Raw genomic sequence first — 22880 nt, 5'->3', positions numbered from 1 at the left:
GGGGCCGCCTTCATGCGGCGGTTCCTCCCGATGGCCCAGCGCCGGTGCCGAGCTCAGCGCCGGTGCCGGGCCCAGCGTCGGTCCCGGGCTCGACGCCGGTCACGAACCCTCCGCCAGCCGTGAACCCTGCGTCGGCCGCGAATCCAGCGCCGGTTGCGCGCCGCGCGTCGGCCGCGAACCCGGCGTCGGACAACGGCCGTGCGCCCGCCGCCGCCCCGGCTGCCAGGACCAGTCCGCCCGCCGGTCCGGCGAGTCGGCCGAGCTGGGCCGGGACCACGAAGTCCTCGGCCGTGTGTTCGGGCAGCCCGGGGTATCCGGCCAGGGTCGCGGCCAGTTCGGCGCCGAGCAGCGGGAAGAGCCCGGGGAGCTCCGCTACCCCGCCGCCGATCACGATCCGCTGGGGTGCGGTGGTGTACACGATGTTGCGCAGCCCTGCGGCCAGGTAGGCCGCCTCCAGCCGCAGCGCCTCACGCAGTCTGTCCCCGGTCAGCTCTTCGGCCGGAGCACCCCAGCGGGCCTCCATCGCATCGCCGCCCGCCAGCCCTTCCCAGCAGTCGCCGTGGAAGGGGCAGGAGCCGGGGAAGGTGTCGCCCGTGATCCGGCCCACCGTGAGGTGGCCCATCTCGGTGTGGACCAGGCCGCTGACCACCTTGCCGCCGATCACCGCACCGCCGCCGATCCCGGTGCCGACGGTGAGGTAGACATAGGTGTCCAGCCCCCGCGCGGCGCCCCAGTGGCCCTCGCCGAGGGCCGCACCGTTGACGTCGGTGTCGATGCCCACCGGCACTCCGAGCGCGGCGGCGAACGGACCGGCCACGTCCACCCCGGACCAGCCGGGTTTGGGGGTGGCGGCCAGATGGCCGAACTTGGCGTGGCCCGGGCGCAGTTCGAGGGGGCCGAAGGAGGCGATGCCGATCGCGTCCAGCGGCCCGCTCTCGGCGACCGCCTCCCGGAAGAAGGCGACGGCCCGCGTGAGCGTGGGGCCCGGCCGCCCGGTCGGGAATCTGGTCTCGGCCTCGATCCGGCCGGGGGACGAGCCGACCATGCAGACGAACTTGGACCCGCCGGACTCGATCGAGCCGAGCCGCGGCGTCCTCACGCGCCCACCGGCCGGGCCGGGATCCGCCCGGGCAGGAGGACCTCGCGTTCCGTCCCGCGGATCCCCGTACCGACGATCTCCACGGCGACGCCATCACCGTTCGCGAGCTGCGCTGCGGGCCGTTCCCGAAGTTCGGCAGAGCCTGGACCCAGATAGACGAGAGCGCGCACGAGACCTCCCCATCGGTGTCGGGAAGGCGACGCTAACGCAGTCGAACGCGGCCGGATACCACGCCTCTGAGCCATTTCACTGCTGCGGCGACGGTTCCGGGGCCCCGCCCCCCGGTGTCCGTGGCATCCCTGGTATCCGTGGCATCGGGACGGTGACGTGTGGACTCGGCAGGCGCGGGCAGCCGCACCGGGAGACGGTGGAGGAAAGCTCCATCTGTCCGTTTCATGTCGTTGTGGAGGACCGAGATGACCCACCCTTACCCCGACCCCGTACCGCCGTCGCCGACGCCTCCGCCCGTGCCGGGTCCGCCCACCCCCGTGCCGAGCCCGCCGCCCGTACCGCCGGGTCCCGCCCCGGTGCCTCCCGGGCCTGCCCCGGACCCGATCCCGCAGCCCCCGGCGCCCGGTCCGGACCCCGTACCGGACCCGGAGCCGCAGCCCGAGCCCGCCGGGCCGTAGGGCAGGCGTCGAACGGCCCCCGGGCCCGCCGGGTCGTGGAGGAGGCGTCGAACGGTCCCCCGCCCGCCGCGAGCAGCGCGGGAGCCGGGCGCGGGGGCCGTCCTCGCCCGCCCGGCCCTCGCGCCCGGCCCTCGCCGTACGGAACCGCACCGTACGGAACCGAGCTCGGGCTCAGCCCCCGCCCAGGCCCGTCAGCGCGTCCGCGTGGCCCAGGCCGCTCTCCGTGGCGATGGCGTCCAGCGTCTGCGCGTCCCGTACCGTCGCGAACGTCACCTCGCCGCCCGGTCCAGTGGCGCGGAAGCCGTACACCGCGGGGCGCGGCAGGCTGTTGTACGCCCACGGGGTGGAGAAGTAGTACGCCCCCGTGTCGTACAGCACCACGAAGTCGCCCTCGGCCAGCTCCGGCAGCTCCCGGCCGTGGGCCACCACATCGCCCGCGAAGCAGCACGGGCCCGCGATGTCCTGGGCCAGTACCGGGCCGGGCTTCGGTGAACCGTCCGGAGCGAACGCGCCGACCCGCAGGGGCCAGGATTCGGGCATGAAGACGGTACGGGTGGCGGTCTGCGCCCCCGCGTGGGTGAGCGCGATCCGGCGGCCGCCCGCGTCCTTCGTGTACTCCACCCGGGCCCCGATGAACCCGTTCTTCGCGAGCAGGGACCGGCCGAACTCGGTGACCAGCGCGTACCGCCCGGAGAACAGGCCCGGGGCGGCGGCCGTGAGCGCGTCCACGTACGCCGCGTAGGTGGGGCGCACGGTGTCGCCGGTGAAGTTCACCGGCAGCCCGCCGCCGATGTCCAGGCTGGCGACCTGCCGGGTGCCGAGCCGTTCGTTGATTTCCTCGGCCAGCTCGTACGTCTGTGCCACCCCCGCCGCGATCAGTTCCAACGGGCAGCCCTGGGAGCCGACATGGGCGTGCAGGCGGGTGAGCCACGGGCGCTCCCCGAAGGCCCGTACGACCGTCTCGCGGGCGCCCGGATCGCGCAGGGCCACCCCGAACTTCGACGTGTCCGTCGCCGTGCTCATCGGCCCGATCGCCCCACCGCCCACCTGCGGATTGACCCGCAGCCCGAGGACGGAGGGGGAGTCCCGGTTCCGTAACGCGTCGATGCGCAGCAGTTCGTCGATGCTGTCGGCGTTGACGGCCACCCCGAGCGCGAGCGCCAGCCGGATCTCCTCGCGGGTCTTGGCGGGGGAGTCCAGCACGATCGCCCCCGGCGCGAACCCGGCGTCTACGGCGAGCCGCAGCTCACCCGGGCTCGCCACCTCGCACCCCATCCCGCAGTCGGCGAGCAGCCGCAGCACCGGTACGAGCGAGGACGCCTTGGCGGCGAAGGTGTGCAGAACGCCGGGGCTGTGCGCGAACGCCTCGCGCAGCGCGGCGACGGACGCGCGGACCCCGTCGGTGTCGATGAACCCGGCCACCGGGCGGGTCTCGCTCAGCAGCCCCTGCCCGACGGCCGCCCGGACGGCCGCGTCGAACCGGACGACCGGCGACCGGACCGCGACAGGTGGCCCGGCGGCGGCCCGCCCACGGGCTTCGGAAGGTGTCCGGGTCGTACGGCCGGAGTCGGTGATGGCTGCACCCCACAGGTCTTTCACCCGGTCTTTCACCCGGTCTTCCGCCCGGTCTTCCGCCAGGTTTTTCACAGGTCTTCCCCAGGCCTTCGGCGAAGGGAGCCGGGCCTCAGGCGATGAGCCCGACCACCGCCTCCGGCGTCAGCATCCGGAAGGTGAACGCCTGCTGGAAGTAGAGGTGGATGCTGGTGGTGTCGTGGTCCGCGTACCCGATCGACAGGTCCTGGCCCAGGCAGAGTTCGAAGTCCCCGCCCCGGGTGGAGAGCAGCACCCCGCCCCGGACCGCGGGCGCCCACAGGATCTCGTCGTCCACGATACGGGCCAGATGGGTCTTGACCGGATAGCCGTGGTCGGACGTCTCGGCGGCCTCGGTGAACGCGTCGGCGCCGAGCAGCAGCCGGTACGGTCCGTCGACACCGGCCAGCCGTAGCCGCGTCACCGCCTGGCTGACCGCCACCGGATAGTCCCGCGCGTCGGCGGGCAGCGGCAGCGGATCGTGCGAGGAGCCGTCCCGCAGACCGGTGATCCCGGCCGCCGCGTACCCGTCGATGATGGCCATGTCCTCGGCGAACGCGCAGGTGCGCGCCGCGTCCTTGACGGGCTGCCAGTCGCTGTCGGCGGAGCCGCGCTCCACGTCGTCCACGGCCTGCCGCGTCACCGTGAACGGCACCCGCCACTCGATGACCGGCATCGACGTACGCGCCCGGGCCAGGACGTCCGGGGCGGGCGGGTCGATGTCGCGCAGATGGCCGTCGCCCACCGCCGCCAGCGTCGGGCCGTCCGGATCGGAGACATCGACGACCCGGCGTCCTGCCACATGGCGGCGGAACGTGCGCCGGGCCTCCTCCTCGATCTCGTCCCAGGCGGCGGGGGTGACCGGTGCGAGTTCGCGGTGCAGATTGTTCATCACTGGGCGCTTTCTTGCAGGCTGCCGATGCGCAGCGAACCGTGGTCGGAACCGGCCGGGACGGACATCTGCCGGACCGGTGCGGAGACCGCGCCCGGTCCGGTCCTCGGCGCGGACCGGACCGGGCGGGGGCGGCGGGTCGTCGAGGAAGTCGGCGCGGGGGGCGAAGAAGAGGGAGCCGGTGACCGCCGTGGAGAAGTCGAGGATGCGGTCGTGCGTACCGGGCGGATCGCCGAGGAACATGTTGCGGAGCATGCGTTCGGTGACGTCGGGGTCGGCCGCGTACCCGATGAAGTACGTGCCGAACTCGCCCTGCCCGAAGTTCCCGAACGGCATGTTCGCCCGCAGGATGTCGCGCTCGGTGCCGTCCGGGTCGGTGATCGTGTTCAGCGCGAGATGGGAGTCGGCGGGCTTCTCCTCGTCCGGGAACTCCACGTCGTCGAGCTTGGTGCGGCCGATGACGCGCTCCTGCTCCTCCACGGAGAGCGCGTTCCACGAGGTCAGGTCGTGCAGGTACTTCTGTACGACGACATAGCTGCCGCCCTCGAACTCCGGGTCGTCATCCGCGCCGACGAGCGCCGCCGAGCGGGCGTCGGCGCCCACCGGGTTCTCCGTACCGTCCACGAAGCCGAGCAGGTCCCGGTGGTCGAGATAGCGGAAACCGTGCGTCTCGTCCACGATCCGCAGCGCCCCGCCGAGCTTGGTCAGCAGTTGCGCCGCCCACTCGTAGCAGACGTCCATCCGCTCGGCCCGGATGTGCAGCAGCACATCGCCCGGGGTCGCCGGGGCGTGGTGGAGCCGGCCGCGCAGCTCCGGGAACGGGTGGAGGTGCGCGGGGCGGGGCCCGCCGAAGAGCCGGTCCCAGGCGGTGGAGCCGAACCCCGTCACACAGGCCAGACCTGCGTCCGGGTAGCGGAAACCGAGGGAACGGGCCACGGCCGCCAGGTCCGGCAGCACCTCCCGTACGGCTTCCTCCCCGCCCGGCTCGACCGTACCGACCAGGAAGAGCGCCGCGCTGGTCAGCGGGGCCACGACGGGCTGGACCGAGACGGGGTCGGGGACGGCGTCGGGCATGCGCGCACTCCAGGCATCAGAGGGTCGGTGGGCTGATGGGCCGGTGGATCAGTGGTTCAGTGGATCGGTTGATCGGCTGATCGGTGGATCGCTTGTACGGGGTTCGCAGCCCACTAAGCCATGTCCCGCCGACGCCCGCACCCGGGGTGGCCCGGCCGACTGACACCCGCGCGCCCGGGCACGTACGCCTCGGTGGGCGTCTCGGCGGGCCTCGGAAGGTCGCCCTGGGGCGCGTACGCGTACGCCTCAGTCGGCCTCGACCTCGGACCGGTCCCCGCCCCACAGCGTGTGGAACGAACCCTCCCGGTCCGTACGCCGGTAGGTGTGCGCCCCGAAGAAGTCGCGCTGCCCCTGGGTGAGCGCGGCGGGCAGCCGGTCCGCCCGCAGGCCGTCGTAGTACGACAGCGCGGCGGCGAAACCGGGCGTCGGCACACCCTGACGCGCCGCCTCCGCCACCACCGCGCGCCAGTCGTCCTGCGCGGCCCCGATCTCCCGCCCGAACTCCTCGTCGGAGAGCAGGCTCACCAGCTCGGGCCGGGAGTCGTAGGCCGCCCTGATCCGGTCCAGGAACGCCGCCCGGATGATGCAGCCCGCACGCCAGATCGCCGCCACGGAGCCCAGGTCGATGCCCCAGCCGTACGCCTCGCTGCCGACCCGGATCTGGTGGAAGCCCTGCGTGTACGAGACGATCTTCGAGGCGTACAGTGCCTGCTCGACCCGGTCCGCGAACGCGGCGGCCTCCGCTCCCTCCAGCGGCCTCGCCACCGGGCCCGGCAGCTCCCGCGACGCCTCCCGCAGGTCCGCGTGGCCCGACAGCGACCGGGCGAAGACTGCTTCCGCGATCCCGGAGACCGGCACGCCCAGGTCGAGCGCGATCTGCACCGTCCACCGCCCAGTGCCCTTCTGCTCCGCCCGGTCCTGCACGACGTCGACGAACGGACTCCCGGTGGCCGCGTCCGTATGGGCGAGGACCTCGGCGGTGATCTCGATGAGGTATGAGTCCAGCCGCCCGGTGTTCCAGCTCCGGAAGGTGTCCGCGATCCGCGCGGGGGAGTACCCGGCGACCCGGCGCAGCAGGTCGTACGCCTCGGCGATGAGCTGCATGTCCGCGTACTCGATGCCGTTGTGCACCATCTTCACGAAGTGCCCGGCCCCGTCGGGACCGATGTGCGCGGTGCACGGGGTGCCGTCCTTCGCCTGCGCGGCGATCTTCTCCAGCATCGGCCCCAGCGACGCGTAGGACTCGGCGGAGCCGCCCGGCATGATGCTCGGCCCGTGCAGCGCGCCCTCCTCGCCGCCGGAGATGCCCGCCCCCACGAAGTGGACTCCGCGCTCGCGCAGCTCCTTCTCCCGGCGGCGGGTGTCCTCGAAGTGGGCGTTTCCGCCGTCGATGATGACGTCGCCCTCCTCCAGCAGCGGCGCGAACTCCTGGATCACGGCGTCCGTGGGGTCACCGGCCTTCACCATGATCACCAGGCGCCGGGGCCGCTCCAGAGCCGCGACGAACTCCTCGGGGGTGTGCGCCGCGACGAAGGCGCCCTCGTCGCCGAACTCCTTCACCAGCGTGTCGGTCCGCGAGGCGGTGCGGTTGTGCACGGCGACGGTGAAGCCGTTGCGGGCGAAGTTCCGGGCCAGGTTGCGGCCCATCACCGCGAGCCCGGTGACGCCGATCTGGGCAGTGCCGCTCATCTGTGTGCTCCTGCGGTTCCGGGGCGTTCGGTGCCGTTGGGGTGGGTGTTCGTTCGGGTCGGGGGGTGCCAGGGCGTGCCGGGGGATGCCGGGGAGTACGGGGCGGTGGGCGGCGGCGTTCATACGGCGATGCGCGGACGTGGCCGTTCAGCCGACGCGCGGACGTGGCCGTTCAGGGGGACGGGCGGGGATCGCGCTCGGCGGGCGAGCCATCGCTGAAGGAACCGTCCGGCAGTGAACCGTCGAGGAGCGACTCGTCGTCCCCGTCCTCGGGGATCACATGCATCGCGGCTTCCTCTGCCGACGCCGCGGCGCCGTCGATGCCCACGTCGCTGGCCGTGAGGGTGGCCGGAACACTGCCCTCCGCCTGCTGGGTCAGCCGCCCGGCCCGGGCGACGCCGACCTCGCCGTTCCAGAGCTCGCCGTCCCCGCCCGCCAGATCACCCACCCCGTCCCCGGTGATACCCGGATCCTCGGGAAGTTCCCTGGTCAGCCGGGCTTCGAGTGACTCACCCGTGAGCCCTTCGGCGGCCGTGGTACCGAGCCCCTCGACCACCCAGGGCCGGTCCGGCGGTGAGTAGCCCTCGTCGAGGGGGTCACCGGTGCCGGAAGGGTCCAGCAGCGTGTCCTCGGCGCCGAGCTGTTCATCGGGATCGGAAGCCTCCGGCTCCTGGGGCTGGTAGACGTCGTCCCCCCAGTCGGTGTCGCTCATGGCGCGTCCTTTCCTCCGGGAGAACGACTGTCCCCTGTACGCAATTCCACTCCGGTCCCGCTCCGGCCGCAAAGGGAAGATCGGATTCCGGGCCTCCGCCCGTGGTGCGCCGGACGGGTCCGTACGAGGTCGTGGCCCCTGCCGTGCGGGGTCCGGACCGCCGGAACACAGGACGCCCGTACCGTCCAACGGGCCCGCTCAGAGGAGCGTACGGCCCGCTCGTAGGACCGTATGGAGGGGCCTGGTGACAGTCCGCCTCACTGTCGTGGCCCGGGGTATTCCGGGCCGGACGTACACTCGGCTCATGGGTCGCAGCGCTGAACCGGGGAAGTGCCCGCACCGGGCCGCCTCCGTGCGGCCCCCGGTCGCGGCGGTCCCCGCCGCACCGGCACCCGCCGCCGCGGCGCCCGGCACGGGCCGTACCGCGCTGCACGGCCACGGCTAGCGACCTTCGGCGTTGACGGGCGGCACGGCCCCGGTCCACCGCCCCCTTCCACGTACGACCCCTGGCCTCTCCGCGCCGGAGGATCCACCGTGAAGCTGAGCGACCTCCTGGCCGGCCAGGACCACCACGTGCTGCAGGGCAGCCCCGAGCGCACGAGGATCACGGCCGGTACGACGTTCGACGCGGACCGCGCCACGCCCGGCTCCGCCTTCGTCGCGGTGCCCGACCACGCGGCCGGCGGCCCGGACGCCGTCGCACCGGCCGTCGCCCGGGGCGCGGCAGCCGTCATCGCCTCGCGCTACTTCGGTGAGCCGGGCCGCGCGATGGACCTGATCGCCATCACCGGGACCAACGGCAAGACCTCGGTCTCGTACATGGTCGAGTCGGTGCTGCGGCTCGCCGAGGGCGCCCGGGTCGGGGTGATCGGCACGGCGGGGAGCCGGATCCGGGACGAACCGATCCCGATGCCGCCCTCCGCGCTCTCCACCCCCGAGTCGCCCGATCTCCAGTACCTGCTGAGCCGTATACGCGACAGCGCGGCCGACAGCGTCGTCCTGGAGGCCACCTCGATGGGCCTGCTGACCCACCGTCCGGACCGGACCTTCGTCGACGTGGGCGTCTTCACCAACCTGTCGCAGGACCACCTCGCCCACCCCCGCCCACCTGCGGAAAGGTGTTGGCGCGACGGACGGACCGTCTGACATCCTGCCAACCGCACGCCCGAAAGCCGGGCTGTCGGGGCGGAGCGGGGGAGCGGCGGCCGTGGACGTATTCACGACGAAGGCGGGGCAGGTGCGGGGGCGGCGCTCCGACCGGGACCCGGGGATCGTCACCGTACGCGGACTGCCGTACGCAGCCCCGCCGTTCGGCGCCCACCGGTTCCGGGAGCCGCGTCCGGCGGAGCCCTGGGACGGCGTACGGGAGTGCACCGCGTTCGGCCCCGTGGCGCCCCAGTCCGCCGAACTGCCGGGCGCCCCGGCCTGGTCGCCCGGCGACGAGGACATCCTCACGCTGAACATCTGGGCACCGGCCGACGGGCCCGGCGGCCTGCCCGTGCTCGTCTGGATCCACGGCGGCGCCTACATCTTCGGCTCCTCCTCCCAGCCCGACTTCGACGGCACCGCCCTCGCCGCCCGGGGACTCGTCGTCGTCACGCTCAACTACCGCCTGGGCTTCGAGGGGTTCGGGCATGTTCCCGCCGACGGCGAGGGCCCCGCCTGCCCCGACAACCGGGGGCTGCTCGACCAGATCGCCGCCCTGGAATGGGTGCGCGACAACATCGCGGCCTTCGGTGGCGCACCCGAACGCATCACCGTGGCCGGGCAGTCCTCGGGGGCCACATCCGCGGCCTGCCTGATGGCGGCCGACCGGGCGCGCGGGCTGTTCCACCGAGCCGTCCTGCACAGCGCCGTCAACGCCTGCGCCCCCGCCGACCAGGCGGCCCGCACCACTGCCGAGGTCGCGGCGGAGGCCGGGGTCCCCGCCACCCGTGCGGGGCTGCTCGCCGCATCCCCGCAGGCGCTGGTGGCAGCATCGGACCGGGTCGTCGAGCGGTACCGGCAGGACCCCGGCTCGGGCCGCCGCCACCACGATCCGGCGCTGTACGGCCCCGTCGCCGACGGGACCTTCCTCGCCGCCGACCCCCTGGAGGCGGCGGCCGCCGGAGCGGGCGCGGAGGTGGAGCTGCTGGTCTGCCACACGACCGAGGAGTACTGGCTCCTGGACGCCGTCGGCAGCAGCGCGGAGATCACCACGAACCGGCAACTGACCGCGTTCGCAGAGGACTTCGGCCTGCCACCGCAGCTCGTCGACGGCTACCGCGACCGCCTGCCGGACGCTCCCGTCCGCGATGTCCATCTGGCCCTGTACGGAGACCTCCTCTTCGCCGAATACAGCAGCAGGCTCGCCGAGACCCACGCCCGGGCAGGCGGAAGGACCTTCCTCTCCCGCTTCGACCGCCGACGCGGCGGGCAGGGGCAGCGGGTCCGGGCCTGGCACTGCGCGGACATCCCCTTCGCCTTCGGGAACCTCCACGAGGAGAGCGTCCACTTCCTGACCGGCGGCGAACCCGGCCCCGCCGACCACGAGCTGTCGCACCGCATGGCGGACGCGTGGGCCGCGTTCGCCGCCCATGGCGACCCGGGCTGGGACGCCCTGAGCGGCAGCGGGGAAGCGACAGCGGTACGGGTGTGGCGTACCGCCGGGGAGGAGAGCCGGAGGACCGACACCTTCCGCGACCTGTGGGGCGCGGCCGGTCTGCCCCTGCTGCCCCCTTGAGGGCCCGATCCGTGCGGCGGAAGCCGCCTCCTCGCCTCGTACGATGGGATGCCATGATCACGACCAGGGCCGACGGGCTCACCCTCGACACCGACCCCGCGCGCATCGACCTCGACCGGGTGCACCACTGGCTCTCCACCGACGCCTTCTGGGCCCTGGGCCGGAGCCGGGAGACCGTGGCGCGCTCGATCGAGCACTCGCTCGTCTTCGGCGTGTACACCCCGGACACCGCCACCGCTGAGCAGCTCGCCTTCGCCCGAGTCGTCACGGACTACGCCACCTTCGGCTGGCTCTGCGACGTCTACGTCGCCCGCGAGGCGCGCGGCCGGGGCATCGGCACCTGGCTCGCCGAGTCGGTCGTCGCGGCGCTGGAGCCCTACCGGCTGAAGCGGCTGATGCTCTCCACGCTGGACGCCCACGCGGTCTACGCACATGCGGGCTTCTCGGCCGTGACCGAACCGGAGAAACTGATGGTGATCACGGCCCCGGCCTCATCGACGGCTCCCGCCCCTTCGGCGGCACCGGCCCCATCGACGGCCCCGGCCTCATCGACGGCCCCGGCCCCTTCGACGGTTGCGGCCTCATCGACGGCCCCGGTCGGCTGACGGCTGCTCCAGTCTCTAGTACGGCGGCAGCCGCAGCGACCCCCTGTCGTCGCGTACGTCGTGCACGATGCGGATCTCCCCCACCGGGTTGCCGCGCTCGTCCGTGGTCACCAGGACCGCGTCGTCACTGTTGACGCAGCGGCCCCGCTCGTCCGGCTCCGGGCAGAAGAGCAGGTAGCCGGTCTGCCGGTCCACGCGGCCCGGTTCCAGGCGCCACACCCACTGATAGGTGCTCATGACCACGTTCGGGTAGGTGGCGCGCAGCTTCTCCTTCACCGCGTTCCGGACCGTCCTGCCGAACTCCTGGCTCTCCTTGAACGGGCGGACGGCCCGGGCGCTGCCCTTCGTGTCGACCCGGCCCGCGTGGATGTCGTAACTGGCCGAGTGGAAGGGGCGCTTGGAGAGGGAGGCCAGCAGGTTGCCGCGGGTCAGGCGCATCATGGTGGGCCAGGAGTCCTTGCCCCGGCTGCGCTTCTCGGCGACGGCGGGGGAGATGACGTTCACGTACGAGGCCTCCGCCTTCGCCAACGGGCTGTCCGCCCCGTTCGCCGAGACCCACCGCTGCACGCAGCCCCCGATCTCCGCGAGCACCTTCTCCACGGTGGCGTTGGTCAGCTCGGCCGCCACATAGGGCGGTGTCCCGGCGGGGCCGAGGGCGATGATCTCGTAGCCGCACGCGTCGAAGGCGCCCCGCAGCGTGCGGTACGCGGTGGCTTCCGCCCGCCCGCGCGCCACCGCCTCCGTCAGCGCCTTGCCGCAGTCCTTGCGGTCGCACGTGCCGTCGGCCGCCTTGATCCGCAGCCGGACGACGGCGTCCGGGTCGTCGGCCAGGGCGAAGGTGACTTCGGAGCCGCCCGAGCCGGGGGCGAGCGTACGGGCCTCGACCGACTTCAGTTGGCCGGGAAAGTGCTTCTCGGCCAGCTCCTCCGCCGCCCGGCGGTCCTCCTTGGTGGTGATCACCCCACAGGCACCGAGGAGTACGGCCAGTGAACCCGCCAGCACGCAGGTGGTGACGGCTCTCAACTGCCTGCGGCGCGATCCGGCCATGGCCTGCTCCTCCGGGTGGTTCTGCCCTGTGTTCCTGTGACAGTAGGACCGGTCTCCGGGGGGCGGATGAGTACGCCTACTCAATCCCGGTACGGGGTCTGCCCGGGATCCCGTCCGCGCCCCGGGTGCGTCCCGGGCGGGGTGCCCTCGCGCGGTTCCTCCTGACCGCCTCTCGTCATTGGCATGGACCTGACTATGGAACTCCGCTACAGTCCGGGACGGCACTTCTGAGAGCGCTCTCAATGGCAGGAGCCGGGCGTGCTCCCGGATGCCTCCCGTTCCACCCCCACCTCGCTGGAACAACAAGGAAGGGTCACTCCCTTGAGACACGCAACCGTGCTGCGGACCGGTCTGTCCGCACTCCTGGTCCTCGGTGCCTGGGCCGCCGTCGGCCCGTCGTCCGCCTCCGCCGCACCCGCACCCGCCCCCGCGTCCGTCGGCTCCGCTGAGCTTCCCGCCTCGGCCGCCCTGCTCTCCGCCATGCAGCGCGACCTCGGCCTCACCGAAGGTCAGGCCCGTACCCGGCTGGCCGAGGAGAGGGCGGCCACCGCCCTGGAGCCGAAGGCCCAGCGCGCCGCCGGTTCCGCCTACGGCGGTTCGTGGTTCGACCCGGCGACCGGCAAGCTGACCGTGGCCGTCGCGGACGCAGGCAAGGCCGGTGCCGTACGCGCCACCGGCGCCGAAACCCGGATCGTCGAGCACTCGGCCGCCCGGCTCGACGCCACCATGAAGCGCATCGACGCCCTGACCGCACCGGCCGGTGTGGCCAGTTGGCGCGTCGACCCCGCCGGCAGCCGCGTCGTCGTGAACGTCGTCGGCTCCGCGTACGGTGACAACGATGTCCGCGCCTTTGTGGCCAAGGCCCGCAAGGCCGGGCCCGTCACGGTCGAGCGGACGGCGGAGGCCCCGCAGACCTTTGCCGCCGGTACCGTCGGCGGCGACCCGTACTACACCGGTAACGTCCGCTGCTCGATCGGCTTCTCGGTGCACGGCGGCTTCGTCACCGCCGGGCACTGCGGGGGCACCGGACAGCAGGTCCGGGGCTGGGACAACTCGTACATCGGCAACTTCCAGGGCTCGTCCTTCCCCGGCGACGACTACGCCTGGGTGAACGTCGGCAGCGGCTGGTGGACCGTCCCGGTCGTCCTCGGCTGGGGCACCGTCCCGGACCAGCTGGTGCGCGGCTCGAACGAGGCTCCGATCGGCGCGTCCATCTGCCGCTCCGGCTCCACCACCCGCTGGCACTGCGGCCGGGTCCTCGCCAAGAACGAGACCGTCAACTACAGCCAGGGTGCCGTGCACCAGATGACCAAGACCAGCGTCTGCGCCCAGGGCGGCGACTCCGGTGGCTCGTTCATCAGCGGCGACCAGGCCCAGGGCGTCACCTCGGGCGGCTGGGGCAACTGCAGCAGCGGCGGTGAGACCTGGTACCAGCCGGTCAACGAGATCCTCAACCGGTACGGGCTGACCCTGCACACCGCGTGAACCGGGGTGGCCGCCCGCCCGGCGGGCCGGGCGGCCACCCTCCACGGGTCAGGGGCGGATGCCCCGAGCGGCCCTGCCTGCGGGCGGGGCCGCTTTCATGTGTCGACGCCGCTGCCTGCCTTCCCCGGGTGCCCTTCCCCGGGCAATTCGGTGCCCATCGCCGCATCCGCCTGATACCTCAACGCCCTGTGCGCGGTGCATCGTTCACAAGCTATTGACACCCTCTCAGCCTCGGCGCAACACTGACACCGCCTTGGAGAGCGCTCTCCCGTCCGGTTCCCGCAGTCTTCCGGCTTCGTGAACGCGGCTTCGTGAGCGCGGCTTCGTGAACGCGGTTTCGTGAACGTGGCTTCGTGAGCGCGGCTTTGTGAGCGCAGTTCGTGAACGCAAGGGAACGGCGCCTCTTCGCGGCTGCACCGCCCAGCTCAACTCTCCCCCCACCGTGCACCGATGTGCATGGATGCAGAGCGGCATGGAGGTCCGCATGGCGACAAGATTCAGCAGAACGACCCTGGTGTCCACGCTGATCGTGGCGACCGCCCTGGCCCTGGTGGCCCTGGGGCTGACCGCGATCACGAACGCCGGGACCACCGCGGCCGGTGCCACCACCGCCCGGTCCGCGGCCGATGCGCCCGCTGCGGCGTCCCACGTCATGCAGGGGCACCGAATGGCGGCGGCCGAGCCCGTGGCCTTCGGCGACGACCCCGACGGGGACGGGTACATTCCGGCGAATCCGCCGGTCACGGGCGTGGAACCGTCCCAGGAGATACCCCCGCACCGCTACTTCCACGAGTTCCAGGCGAACTGTTCGGTCACCCACACCGCCCCGGACGACCCGATCGTCTACCCGGGCCGGGCCGGCGCGTCGCACGACCACACGTTCATGGGGAACGACACGACGAACGCGAGCAGCACCACCGCGTCGCTGAGCGCCGGCGGGACCGCCTGCCTGGCGCCCGGTGACCTGTCCGCGTACTGGATGCCGACCCTCTACGACGGGACCGAGGAGATCCGCCCGATCGGGCCGCAGGTCATCTACTACAAGGCGGGGGTCACCGACTACCGCACGGTCCGGCCCTTCCCCAAGGGGCTGCGGTTCGTCGTCGGCAGCCCGACGCAGACCGCCGAGCAGTTCCGCAACCATCCCGGCAGGGTCGAGGGGTACGAGTGCGGTGAGAGCTACCGCAACTACGACTTCCCGGCGGTCTGCCCCACCACTCCGGACACGCAGCTCAACCTCCGTATGCAGGCTCCCAGTTGCTGGGACGGGAAGTACCTGGACACCCCCGACCACAAGGCCCACATGGCCTATCCGGTCGTGATGGGGGCCAACCAGGACGTCTGCCCGGCGAGCCACCCGGTCGCCCTGCCGATGATCGAGTTCAAGATGGCGTGGCCGGTCAACGGGGACATGTCGCAGGTGAGACTGGCCAGCGGGACCGGCTACTCCTTCCACTACGACTTCTTCAACGCCTGGGACGACGCCACGCTCAAGGCGCTGGTCGACCACTGCGTGGTCGGCGGTCTCCAGTGCGACGCCCGGGGCTACGACGAGAACAACCCGGGAAGGGGTGCCGCGCTGAACGAGGACTACGAGCTTCCCTGACCCGACTGACCGGTCGGCCGACCGGCTGACCGGCTGACCGACAGGCGTGGAAGTGCTCTCCCTCGGGGGCGAACCCTGCCCTGAAGGGAGAGCGCTCTCCCATCTGGAGGAGAGGCGGGGGAACGCTCTCCTGCCTCCTCTCCAGCCCGCTCCACCGAATCCCTCCCCACACGTACCCCCCGAGGAGCCCTTCCCCATGAACATCCCCCCTCTCCGCCGGCCACCCCGTGCCCGCCGCCGTGCCACCGCACGCCTCGCCGCCGCCGCGCTCCTGGCCGGTGCCCTGGTCGCCCTCCCGGCGCCTGCCGCCCACGCGGCGGGCAGCGTCGTGAAGGTGACCGGCTCGCAGGGCGCCTGGCAGTTGACCGTGGACGGTGCGCCGTACACCGTGAAGGGCCTGACCTGGGGCCCGTCCGTCGCGGATGCCGGACAGTACATGCCCGACGTGAGGTCGATGGGCGTCAACACGATCCGTACGTGGGGCACGGACGCCACCACGAAGCCTCTCCTGGACAGCGCGGCGGCCAACGGCATCAAGGTGATCGCCGGGTTCTGGCTCCAGCCCGGCGGCGGCCCCGGGAGCGGTGGCTGCGTCAACTACCTGACGGACACCGCCTACAAGAACGACATGCTCGCCGAGTTCCCCCGGTGGGTGGAGGAGTACAAGGACCATGAGGGCGTCCTCATGTGGAACGTCGGCAACGAGTCCGTCCTCGGCCTGCAGAACTGCTACAGCGGCGAGGCCCTGGAGCAGCAGCGCGACGCCTACACCACGTTCGTCAACGAGATAGCCAGGAAGATCCAGGCCATCGACCCCGACCACCCGGTCACTTCCTCCGACGCCTGGACCGGGGCCTGGCCGTACTACAAGAAGAACGCGCCCGACCTCGACCTGTACGCCGTCAACTCCTACGACGCCGTCTGCGACATCCGCTCCACCTGGGAGGAGGGCGGGTACGACAAGCCCTACATCGTCACCGAGGGCGGGCCCGCCGGGGAGTGGGAGGTGCCGGACGACGTCAACGGCGTACCCGAGGAACCCACCGACGTGGCAAAGGCGGCGGGCTACAAGAGCGCCTGGGACTGCGTCAACGGCCACCCGGGGGTCTCGCTCGGGGCGACGCTCTTCCATTACGGCACCGAGTACGACTTCGGCGGCGTCTGGTTCAACCTCCTCCCCGCAGGCCAGAAGAGGCTCTCGTACTACGCGGTGAAGGAGGCGTACGGCGTCGGCACCTCGGGTGACAACACCCCGCCTGTGATCAGCGGGTTCGGCGTCGAGAACGCCACCGCCGTGCCGGCCGGCCGGACGTTCCGGGTGAACGCCTCCGTCACCGACCCGGACGGTGACGCGCTCAGCCATCAGGTGCTGTTCAGCTCCAAGTACATCGACGACAGCGGCCATCTGACGGACGCGGCCTTCACCGACCGGGGCGACGGCACCTTCGACGTGACCGCACCGGACCGGCTCGGCGTCTGGAAGGTCTACCTGAAGTCGACCGACGGGCGGGGCAACGTCGGCATCGAGACCGCGTCCTTCAAGGTCGTGCCACCGCCGGTCGCGGGCACCAATCTGGCCCTCGGCAAGGCCGCCACGGCCTCGTCCTTCCAGCCGGACAGCGTCGGCTGCCCCTGCCCGGCGTCCAACGCCGTCGACGGCTCCTTCGACACCCGCTGGGCCAGTGACTGGACCGACCGGGAGTGGATCCAGGTCGACCTGGGCGCCACCACCTCCTTCGACCACGTACAGCTGGCCTGGGAGAGCGCCTACGCCAAGGGGTACACGGTCCAGACCTCGGACAACGGCCAGGACTGGACGACCGTCCACAGCGAGAGCGCGGGCAACGGCGGCATCGACGACATCGAGGTGGCCGGGAGCGGCCGCTACGTCCGTGTGAACACCTCCGAGCGCGGCACCGGGTGGGGCAACTCGCTCTACGAGTTCGGCGTCTACCGCCGCTGACCCCGTCGGCCCGGCGAGACCTGCCGCACCGTTCTCTCCCCGCTGCCGGTGCGGCGGGACGGCCCTCGGCGGCCACGGACACCGGATGTCCGTGGCCGCCGAGGACTTCCTCCGCCTGAGGTTTTCGTCATTTCAGAGTGACGAGGTAACCGGGCTCGGCTCCGTCGATGGTGTCGATGGCTGTACCGGAGGTGAACCAGGCGGTGCTGGGCTTGTCCCCGACGGGGATCTGGAAGACGCCGTGGGTCGGGCCCTTGCTGCCCGGGTTGACACCGAAAGTGGCCACCGTGCTGGTCTTGTCGTTCCAGAACTGGGCGTAGTCGAGCGCATATTCGTCGTCGGTCTGCGTCTGGGTGTAGCGGGTGTCGCCGACGTTCAGGCTGACGCTGCCGCTCGTGTTCCAGGAGTCCTGCTTCTTGCCGATGTTCTCGACGTCGATGGCCATGACGCAGAACTGCTTGCCCGGCTCCGGAGCCGGGGCTGACGCAGAAGCGCCGACCGAGTCGGCGGCCTTCGCCATCACCGCGGGGTCAAGGGGCTTTCCGCAGGTCACATCGGTGACAGTGAACCGCCATCGGCTCGGGTCGTCCGTGGTGTTCGAGGCGATCACGGTCACGTCGAAAGCCTCGCCCTGGGCTGGGGAGCCGAGGATCTCGGCTCCGGGAGGCGCCCCTTGAGTGGCGTCGGGGGACGGCTCTGCGGCAACGGGGGTGACGTCGCCCACCGAGGATGTCGCGGCCGATGGGGCGCCGGTGGAACAGGCGGCGGCCGCGAGAAGACCGGCGGCGGCGAGTACGCCGCGGGAAAGACTGCGCGAGCGGTACATATGTCCATGGTGCCCGCCGACCCGGTCTGCCGCCTGTCAAGCGGCGGCCCGGCCCGAAGCACGCGGTTCCGGCCCCTGTGCCGACCGCTGCGGATTCCCCGTGCCGGCCGCCGCCCCGGGGGCCCACCCGGGTCCGCGAACGCCTCCGGCCGCGGCGAGGTGCTCGCCGCGGCCGGAGGGCAGGCCAAGTGATTGGTTCAGGCCACCAGCCCCGCCCGGCGCTCCGCGTGCTCCCGGATCAGCTCCGCGTACCGGCGGCCGCTGGTCTTGACCGTACGGCGCTGGGTCGCGTAGTCCACGTGGACCAGGCCGAACCGTTTGTCGTAGCCGTACGCCCACTCGAAGTTGTCCAGCAGCGACCAGGCGAAGTACCCGGCCAGCGGCGCCCCCTTGGCGACCGCGCGGGCGCAGGCGGCGAGGTGCTCCTCCAGGTAGCGGACGCGCTCCGGGTCGTGGACCGTGCCGTCCGCCGCGACGGTGTCCTGGTAGGCCGAGCCGTTCTCGGTGACGTAAACGCGCTCGACGCCGTACTCCTCGGTGAGCCGCAGCAGCAACTGTTCCAGCCCGTCCGCGTACACCTCCCAGTCCATGTACGTGTGGCGCGTGCCGTCCCCGGCCACCGGGACCTGCGTGAACCCCGGTGCGGGGCCGGAGGGGTCCGCGGTGACGATCTGGCGGAAGTAGTAGTTCAAGCCCAGCCAGTCCAGTGGGGCCGCGATGGTCTCCAGGTCGCCCGGCCGCACCGGGAGCTCGACTCCGTACAGCTCGACCATGTCCTGCGGGTACCCGCGCCCCAGGACCGGGTCGAGCCACCAGCGGTTGATGTGCCCGTCGGCGCGGCGGGCGGCGGCGAGGTCGGCCTCGCTCGTGCTCGCCGGTTCGATCGGGCTGAGGTTGTTCACGATGCCGACCCGCGCGTCCGATGAGGCGGCGCGGACGGCCTGGACGGCGAGGCCGTGGCCCAGGTGCAGGTGGTACGAGGCGCGGACGGCGGCGGTGAGGTCGGTGAGGCCCGGGGCCATCCGGCCCTCCAGGTGCCCGATCCACGCCGAGCAGAGCGGCTCGTTCAGCGTCGCCCAGTCCTTGACCCGGTCGCCCAGGCGCTCGACGACGTGGGAGGCGTACGCGGCGAAGTGCTCGGAGGTCTCCCGTACGGTCCAGCCGCCCCGGTCCTGGAGCGCCTGCGGCAGGTCCCAGTGGTAGAGCGTGGCGAACGGGGTGACCCCGGCCTCCAGGAGGCCGTCGACGAGACGGTCGTAGAAGTCCAGGCCCGCCTTGTTGACCGGTCCGTCGCCGCCCGGCACGACGCGCGGCCAGGCGATCGAGAACCGGTAGGCCTCCGCGCCGACCTGCTTGATCAGGCCGATGTCCTCGGGGACCCGGTGGTAGTGGTCGCAGGCGATGTCGCCGGTGTCGCCGCCGTCCACCTTGCCGGGGGTGTGCGAGAACGTGTCCCAGATGGACGGTGAGCGGCCGTCCTCGGTGACGGCTCCCTCGATCTGGTACGCGGCGGTGGCGACGCCCCAGGTGAAGTCGGGCGGGAAGGCGCTGAGGTCGGTCACGTGCTGCCCTTCTTCGGTCACGTGCTGCCTTTCTACGGGAGTCACTTGACGGCCCCCGCGGTGAGTCCGGCGACGAGGTAGCGCTGCAGGAGGAGGAACCCGACGACGATCGGGACGCTGACGACGAGCGAGGCGGCCATGACCTGGTTCCAGTAGACGTCGTTCTGCGTCGCGTACCCCTGGAGGCCGACGGAGAGGGTGCGGGTGGCGTCGTTGGTCATGACGGAGGCGAAGAGGACTTCGCCCCAGGCGGTCATGAACGAGTAGACGGAGACGGCGACGATGCCCGGTACGGCGGCCGGTACGACGACCCGGAAGAGGGCGCCGACCGGTCCGCAGCCGTCCACCAGGGCGGCCTCGTCGAGGTCCTTCGGGATGGAGTCGAAGTACCCGATCAGCATCCATATGGAGAACGGCAGCGAGAACGTCAGATAGGTGAGGATGAGGCCGCCGCGTGAACCATAGAGGGCGACGCCGGTGGAGCTGCCGATGTTGACGAAGATGAGGAACAGCGGGAGCAGGAAGAGGATGCCCGGGAACATCTGCGTGGAGAGCACCGTGACGGTGAAGACCCGCTTGCCCCGGAACTTGTAGCGGCTCACCGCGTAGGCGGAGAAGACCGCGATGGTCACCGAGAGGACCGTCGCCGAACCCGCCACGATCAGCGAGTTGACGAAGTACTTGGCGAGCGGAACGGTCTTCCAGATGTCGAAGTAGGGCTGGACCGTCACGGTCGACGGGATCCACTGGAACTTCCCCGACACGTCCTGGAGCGGCTTCAGCGAGCTGCTGACCATCACATAGACCGGCAGCAGGACGAAGCCGGCCAGCAGCGTGAGGACGATGCGGCGGGTCCACAGGAAGGACTGCGGCGCGGCCATGGGGGAGCGGGGGCGCGAGCCCGTCGCACGGCCCGGGGTCCCGGAGGCGTCCGGGGTCCGCGTGAGGCTAGACATCGGCGCCCTTCCTTCCGCGCGAGGTGAGGATCAGATAGACGGCCGTCACGACCAGCAGGAAGAGCAGCAGCAGGACGGACATCGCCGAGCCGGTGCCGAAGTTCCAGGTGACGAACGAGGACTGGTAGATGTGGATCGAGATGAGGTCCGCGTTCTCCGGCGCCGATCTCCCGAACAGGACGTACGGCGTGTTGAAGTCGTTGAACGTCCAGAGGAAGAGCACGAGAACGAGCACCTGGTTGACCGGGCGCAGCGAGGGCAGGGTGATCCGGCGGATCTGCTGCCAGATCCCGGCGCCGTCGATCGAGGCGGCTTCGTACAGTTCACGCGGGATGTTCTGAAGGCCCGCCATCAGCATGAGGAAGGCGAACGGCCAGCCCTTCCACACCGAGACGATGATCAGCGTGTAGATGCTGTTGTCGCCGATCAGCCAGAAGGAGGGCTCGTCGGTGATCCCGAGCTGGTCGTGCAGGACGTGGTTGATCAGGCCGTTGTCCCGCTGGAACATGAACGCCCAGGTGATGACGGCGGCGTAGACCGGCAGGGCGTACGGGACGAGGAAGATCGCCCGCAGGATGCCCCGGCCCCGGAAGCTCTCCTGGAGGAGGATCGCCGCCGCCGTGCCCAGCAGCCAGGCGAACCCGACCGAGAAGAACGTGAAGACGCAGGTCACGAAGAACGAGTGGAGCAGGGCCTCACCGATCGGCGCGTCGAAGTCGACGGCGATGCGGTAGTTGTCGAGGCCGACCCAGGGCGCCGCACCCCAGTTGTTGATGAAGAACTGTGTGAGCTGACGGAAGCTCATCACGATCCCGATGATCATCGGGATGATGTGGATGAGGAGTTCCAGCAGGACGGCGGGCAGGAGCAGGAGATAGGGCAGTCCGCCTTGGCGGATCCGGTCGGGGATGCGCGGCAGTCTTCTGCGCACACCCCCGGTGCCCCGGCTCGTACCCCCGGTGGCCGACGTGCCGGCCTCGGGGCTGGTGACGGTGGCGGTCATGGATCAGGGCCTCACTGCTGCATCGACTGCTGGGCCTTTTCGAGGCGTGCCTTGACGGACTCCTCCGTCACCGGACGTCCGGCGGCGGCGTCCGCCCACAGCTCCTTGACCGCCGTGCCCACGGCCGTCTCGAACTGCGACTCGTCGGGCACCTGGGGGAGCGGGGCGGCGCTGGTGGCGAGGGTGTCGCGCAGGACCGCCAGGTCGGGGGCGCCGAAGGCGGCGTCGGCCTGGGCCTCCTTGACCGGCGGGATCGACCCGTAGGTCTTGTTGAGGTGCTTCTGCTCCTCGTCGCTGGTCATGAACTTCACGAACTTCTTCGCGCCGTCGATGTTCTTGGTGTTCTTGAAGACCGCGATGTTGATGCCCGCGACCATCGAGTTGACCTGCTTGCCGGTGCCCGGGGCACCGGAGGGGACCGGAACGGGCGCCGCGCCCCAGTCCTCCGGCTTCATGCCCTGGGCGGCGAAGGTGGAGGCGGCCGCCTGCCACAGCACCATCGCCGTCTTCCCCTTGGCGAAGTCGGTGAGCGACTGGTTCTGGGCGTACTCCGCGTTGCCCGGAGCGATGATCTTGTCCTTGGCCATGAAGTCGATGTACTGCTTGACGGCGGCGACGGCACCGTCCGAGGTGAAGTCCGCCTTGCCGTCCTGGTCGAAGAAGTCGGCGCCGTGCTGCTGGCCCAGGACGAAGGTCTGGTGGATGTTGTTGGAGAGGTTGCCGCCCTCGGCGCCCAGCCCCCACTTGCCGCCCTTGGATATCTTCTTCCCGGCCGCGACGAGCTCGTCCCAGGTGGCCGGGGGCTTCTCGATGCCCGCCTCGGCGAACATCTTCTTGTTGTAGTAGAGGGCGTACGCGAGCGAGTACAGCGGCACGGCGGCGGGCGGCTCGCCCTCCTTGCCCGCCGAGGCGACCGCCGAGTCGACGAAGCGGTCCCGGCCGCCGATCGCCTCGAAGTTCTCCTCGTCCCACGGCAGGAGCGCGCCGGTCGCCTGGAGCGAGGCCGACCAGGTGTTGCCGATGTTCAGCACGTCCGGGCCCTGACCGGAGGCGGTGGCGGCGAGGATCCGGTTCAGCAGGTCGGCCCACGGCACGACCTCCAGCTTCACCTTGATCCCGGTCTCCTTCTCGAACTTCTTCAGCTCGGGAGTGAGGATCTTCTTGTCGGCCTCGATGCTGGGGCCCTGGTTGGAGGCCCAGTAGGTGAGGGTCTTCGGGGACTCGTTGCTCCCCGAGCCGGTCGACCCGCCGCCGCAGCCGGTGGCGGCTGCGGCGATGGCGATCGCGAGGGTGATGGCGCTTGCGGCTCTGACGTGACGCATGTGAGGTGGCCCCTTTCCGGGGATGGCTGCGTTCGGGAACCGAACGGCCTCCATGACTTAATTTATGACGTGATTTAAGAGGTGAGAGAAGGTCGCGT

The 22880-nt window shown here is 71.4% G+C and carries 18 protein-coding genes and 2 pseudogenes; 7 read left to right on the top strand and 13 right to left on the bottom strand.

Going from position 1 to position 22880, the window contains the following annotated elements; all coding sequences use genetic code 11:
- Positions 1-10 precede the first annotated feature (10 nt).
- From ACFW9Z_RS21800 to ACFW9Z_RS21770, 7 genes and pseudogenes are all read right to left on the bottom strand, one after another.
- The gene (locus ACFW9Z_RS21800) at positions 11-1099 is read right to left on the bottom strand and encodes an ROK family protein (RefSeq protein ID WP_384643353.1); all 1089 of its coding nucleotides are present in this window, start codon (positions 1097-1099) and stop codon (positions 11-13) included.
- Positions 1096-1269, bottom strand: coding sequence for a hypothetical protein (locus ACFW9Z_RS21795; protein WP_384643351.1), 174 nt, complete (start codon positions 1267-1269; stop codon positions 1096-1098). Before ACFW9Z_RS21795 ends, ACFW9Z_RS21800 begins: the two co-directional genes overlap by 4 nt.
- A 630-nt stretch (positions 1270-1899) precedes the next feature.
- The gene (locus ACFW9Z_RS21790; protein WP_384643348.1) at positions 1900-3327 is read right to left on the bottom strand and encodes a diaminopimelate decarboxylase; all 1428 of its coding nucleotides are present in this window, start codon (positions 3325-3327) and stop codon (positions 1900-1902) included.
- Positions 3328-3412: 85 nt separating this feature from the next.
- Positions 3413-4210 (bottom strand): family 1 encapsulin nanocompartment shell protein, encoded by a 798-nt coding sequence (locus ACFW9Z_RS21785; RefSeq protein ID WP_384643345.1) that lies wholly within the window; start codon positions 4208-4210, stop codon positions 3413-3415.
- Positions 4210-5284 (bottom strand): annotated as a pseudogene (locus ACFW9Z_RS21780) (Dyp-type peroxidase). Before ACFW9Z_RS21780 ends, ACFW9Z_RS21785 begins: the two are co-directional and overlap by 1 nt.
- Before the next feature lie 246 nt (positions 5285-5530).
- Positions 5531-6973: an NADP-dependent phosphogluconate dehydrogenase gene (gene gndA / locus ACFW9Z_RS21775; protein WP_384643342.1), complete on the bottom strand. Its 1443-nt coding sequence runs from the start codon at positions 6971-6973 to the stop codon at positions 5531-5533.
- Between the two features lie 172 nt (positions 6974-7145).
- Positions 7146-7685 carry a DUF5709 domain-containing protein gene (locus ACFW9Z_RS21770; RefSeq protein WP_384643339.1) on the bottom strand — a complete coding sequence of 180 codons (540 nt, stop codon included), beginning with the start codon at positions 7683-7685 and terminating at the stop codon, positions 7146-7148.
- A gap of 304 nt (positions 7686-7989) precedes the next feature.
- Here ACFW9Z_RS21770 and ACFW9Z_RS21765 point away from each other — a divergent pair, with 304 nt between their 5' ends.
- From ACFW9Z_RS21765 to ACFW9Z_RS21750, 4 genes and pseudogenes are all read left to right on the top strand, one after another.
- Positions 7990-8130 (top strand): hypothetical protein, encoded by a 141-nt coding sequence (locus ACFW9Z_RS21765; RefSeq protein ID WP_384643336.1) that lies wholly within the window; start codon positions 7990-7992, stop codon positions 8128-8130.
- A gap of 89 nt (positions 8131-8219) precedes the next feature.
- Positions 8220-8777 (top strand): annotated as a pseudogene (locus ACFW9Z_RS21760) (Mur ligase family protein); the annotation flags it as partial.
- A 115-nt stretch (positions 8778-8892) separates the two neighbouring features.
- On the top strand, positions 8893-10407 hold the full coding sequence (locus ACFW9Z_RS21755; RefSeq protein WP_384643333.1) for a carboxylesterase/lipase family protein: 1515 nt from the start codon (positions 8893-8895) through the stop codon (positions 10405-10407).
- A gap of 53 nt (positions 10408-10460) precedes the next feature.
- A complete protein-coding gene (locus ACFW9Z_RS21750) occupies positions 10461-11012 on the top strand; it encodes a GNAT family N-acetyltransferase (RefSeq protein ID WP_384643330.1) in 552 nt (183 codons plus the stop codon).
- A 15-nt stretch (positions 11013-11027) separates the two neighbouring features.
- Here the strand turns inward: ACFW9Z_RS21750 and ACFW9Z_RS21745 are convergent, their stop codons facing one another.
- A complete protein-coding gene (locus tag ACFW9Z_RS21745) occupies positions 11028-12059 on the bottom strand; it encodes an SCO7460 family lipoprotein (protein WP_384643327.1) in 1032 nt (343 codons plus the stop codon).
- 321 nt (positions 12060-12380) lie between these two features.
- On the opposite strand from ACFW9Z_RS21745, the gene ACFW9Z_RS21740 reads away from it, so the two are divergent.
- The 3 genes from ACFW9Z_RS21740 (at position 12381) to ACFW9Z_RS21730 (ending at position 17113) form a co-directional block, all read left to right on the top strand.
- Entirely contained in the window at positions 12381-13544 is a 1164-nt protein-coding gene (locus ACFW9Z_RS21740; protein ID WP_384643324.1) for a S1 family peptidase, read from the top strand.
- 484 nt (positions 13545-14028) lie between these two features.
- Positions 14029-15150: a DUF1996 domain-containing protein gene (locus ACFW9Z_RS21735; protein WP_384643321.1), complete on the top strand. Its 1122-nt coding sequence runs from the start codon at positions 14029-14031 to the stop codon at positions 15148-15150.
- 196 nt (positions 15151-15346) lie between these two features.
- Positions 15347-17113 (top strand): discoidin domain-containing protein, encoded by a 1767-nt coding sequence (locus ACFW9Z_RS21730; protein WP_384643318.1) that lies wholly within the window; start codon positions 15347-15349, stop codon positions 17111-17113.
- A 127-nt stretch (positions 17114-17240) separates the two neighbouring features.
- On the opposite strand, the gene ACFW9Z_RS21725 is transcribed toward ACFW9Z_RS21730, so the two are convergent.
- From ACFW9Z_RS21725 to ACFW9Z_RS21705, 5 genes are all read right to left on the bottom strand, one after another.
- A complete protein-coding gene (locus ACFW9Z_RS21725) occupies positions 17241-17939 on the bottom strand; it encodes a DUF4352 domain-containing protein (RefSeq protein ID WP_384643316.1) in 699 nt (232 codons plus the stop codon).
- Positions 17940-18136: 197 nt separating this feature from the next.
- Positions 18137-19501: a GH1 family beta-glucosidase gene (locus tag ACFW9Z_RS21720; protein ID WP_384643313.1), complete on the bottom strand. Its 1365-nt coding sequence runs from the start codon at positions 19499-19501 to the stop codon at positions 18137-18139.
- A gap of 41 nt (positions 19502-19542) precedes the next feature.
- Positions 19543-20457, bottom strand: a complete 915-nt coding sequence (locus ACFW9Z_RS21715; protein ID WP_384643310.1) for a carbohydrate ABC transporter permease — start codon at positions 20455-20457, stop codon at positions 19543-19545.
- Positions 20450-21460 (bottom strand): carbohydrate ABC transporter permease, encoded by a 1011-nt coding sequence (locus tag ACFW9Z_RS21710; protein WP_384643307.1) that lies wholly within the window; start codon positions 21458-21460, stop codon positions 20450-20452. The genes ACFW9Z_RS21715 and ACFW9Z_RS21710 overlap by 8 nt, the downstream gene beginning before the upstream one ends.
- A gap of 11 nt (positions 21461-21471) precedes the next feature.
- Positions 21472-22782: an ABC transporter substrate-binding protein gene (locus tag ACFW9Z_RS21705; RefSeq protein ID WP_384643304.1), complete on the bottom strand. Its 1311-nt coding sequence runs from the start codon at positions 22780-22782 to the stop codon at positions 21472-21474.
- Between the last annotated feature and the right edge of the window lie 98 nt (positions 22783-22880).

It is taken from the genome of Streptomyces sp. NPDC059452 (genome assembly GCF_042750035.1).
Classification (GTDB): Bacteria; Actinomycetota; Actinomycetes; order Streptomycetales; family Streptomycetaceae; genus Streptomyces.
The sequence above is the reverse complement of the archived record's forward strand: the minus strand, read 5'-3'. Positions and strand labels throughout refer to the sequence as shown.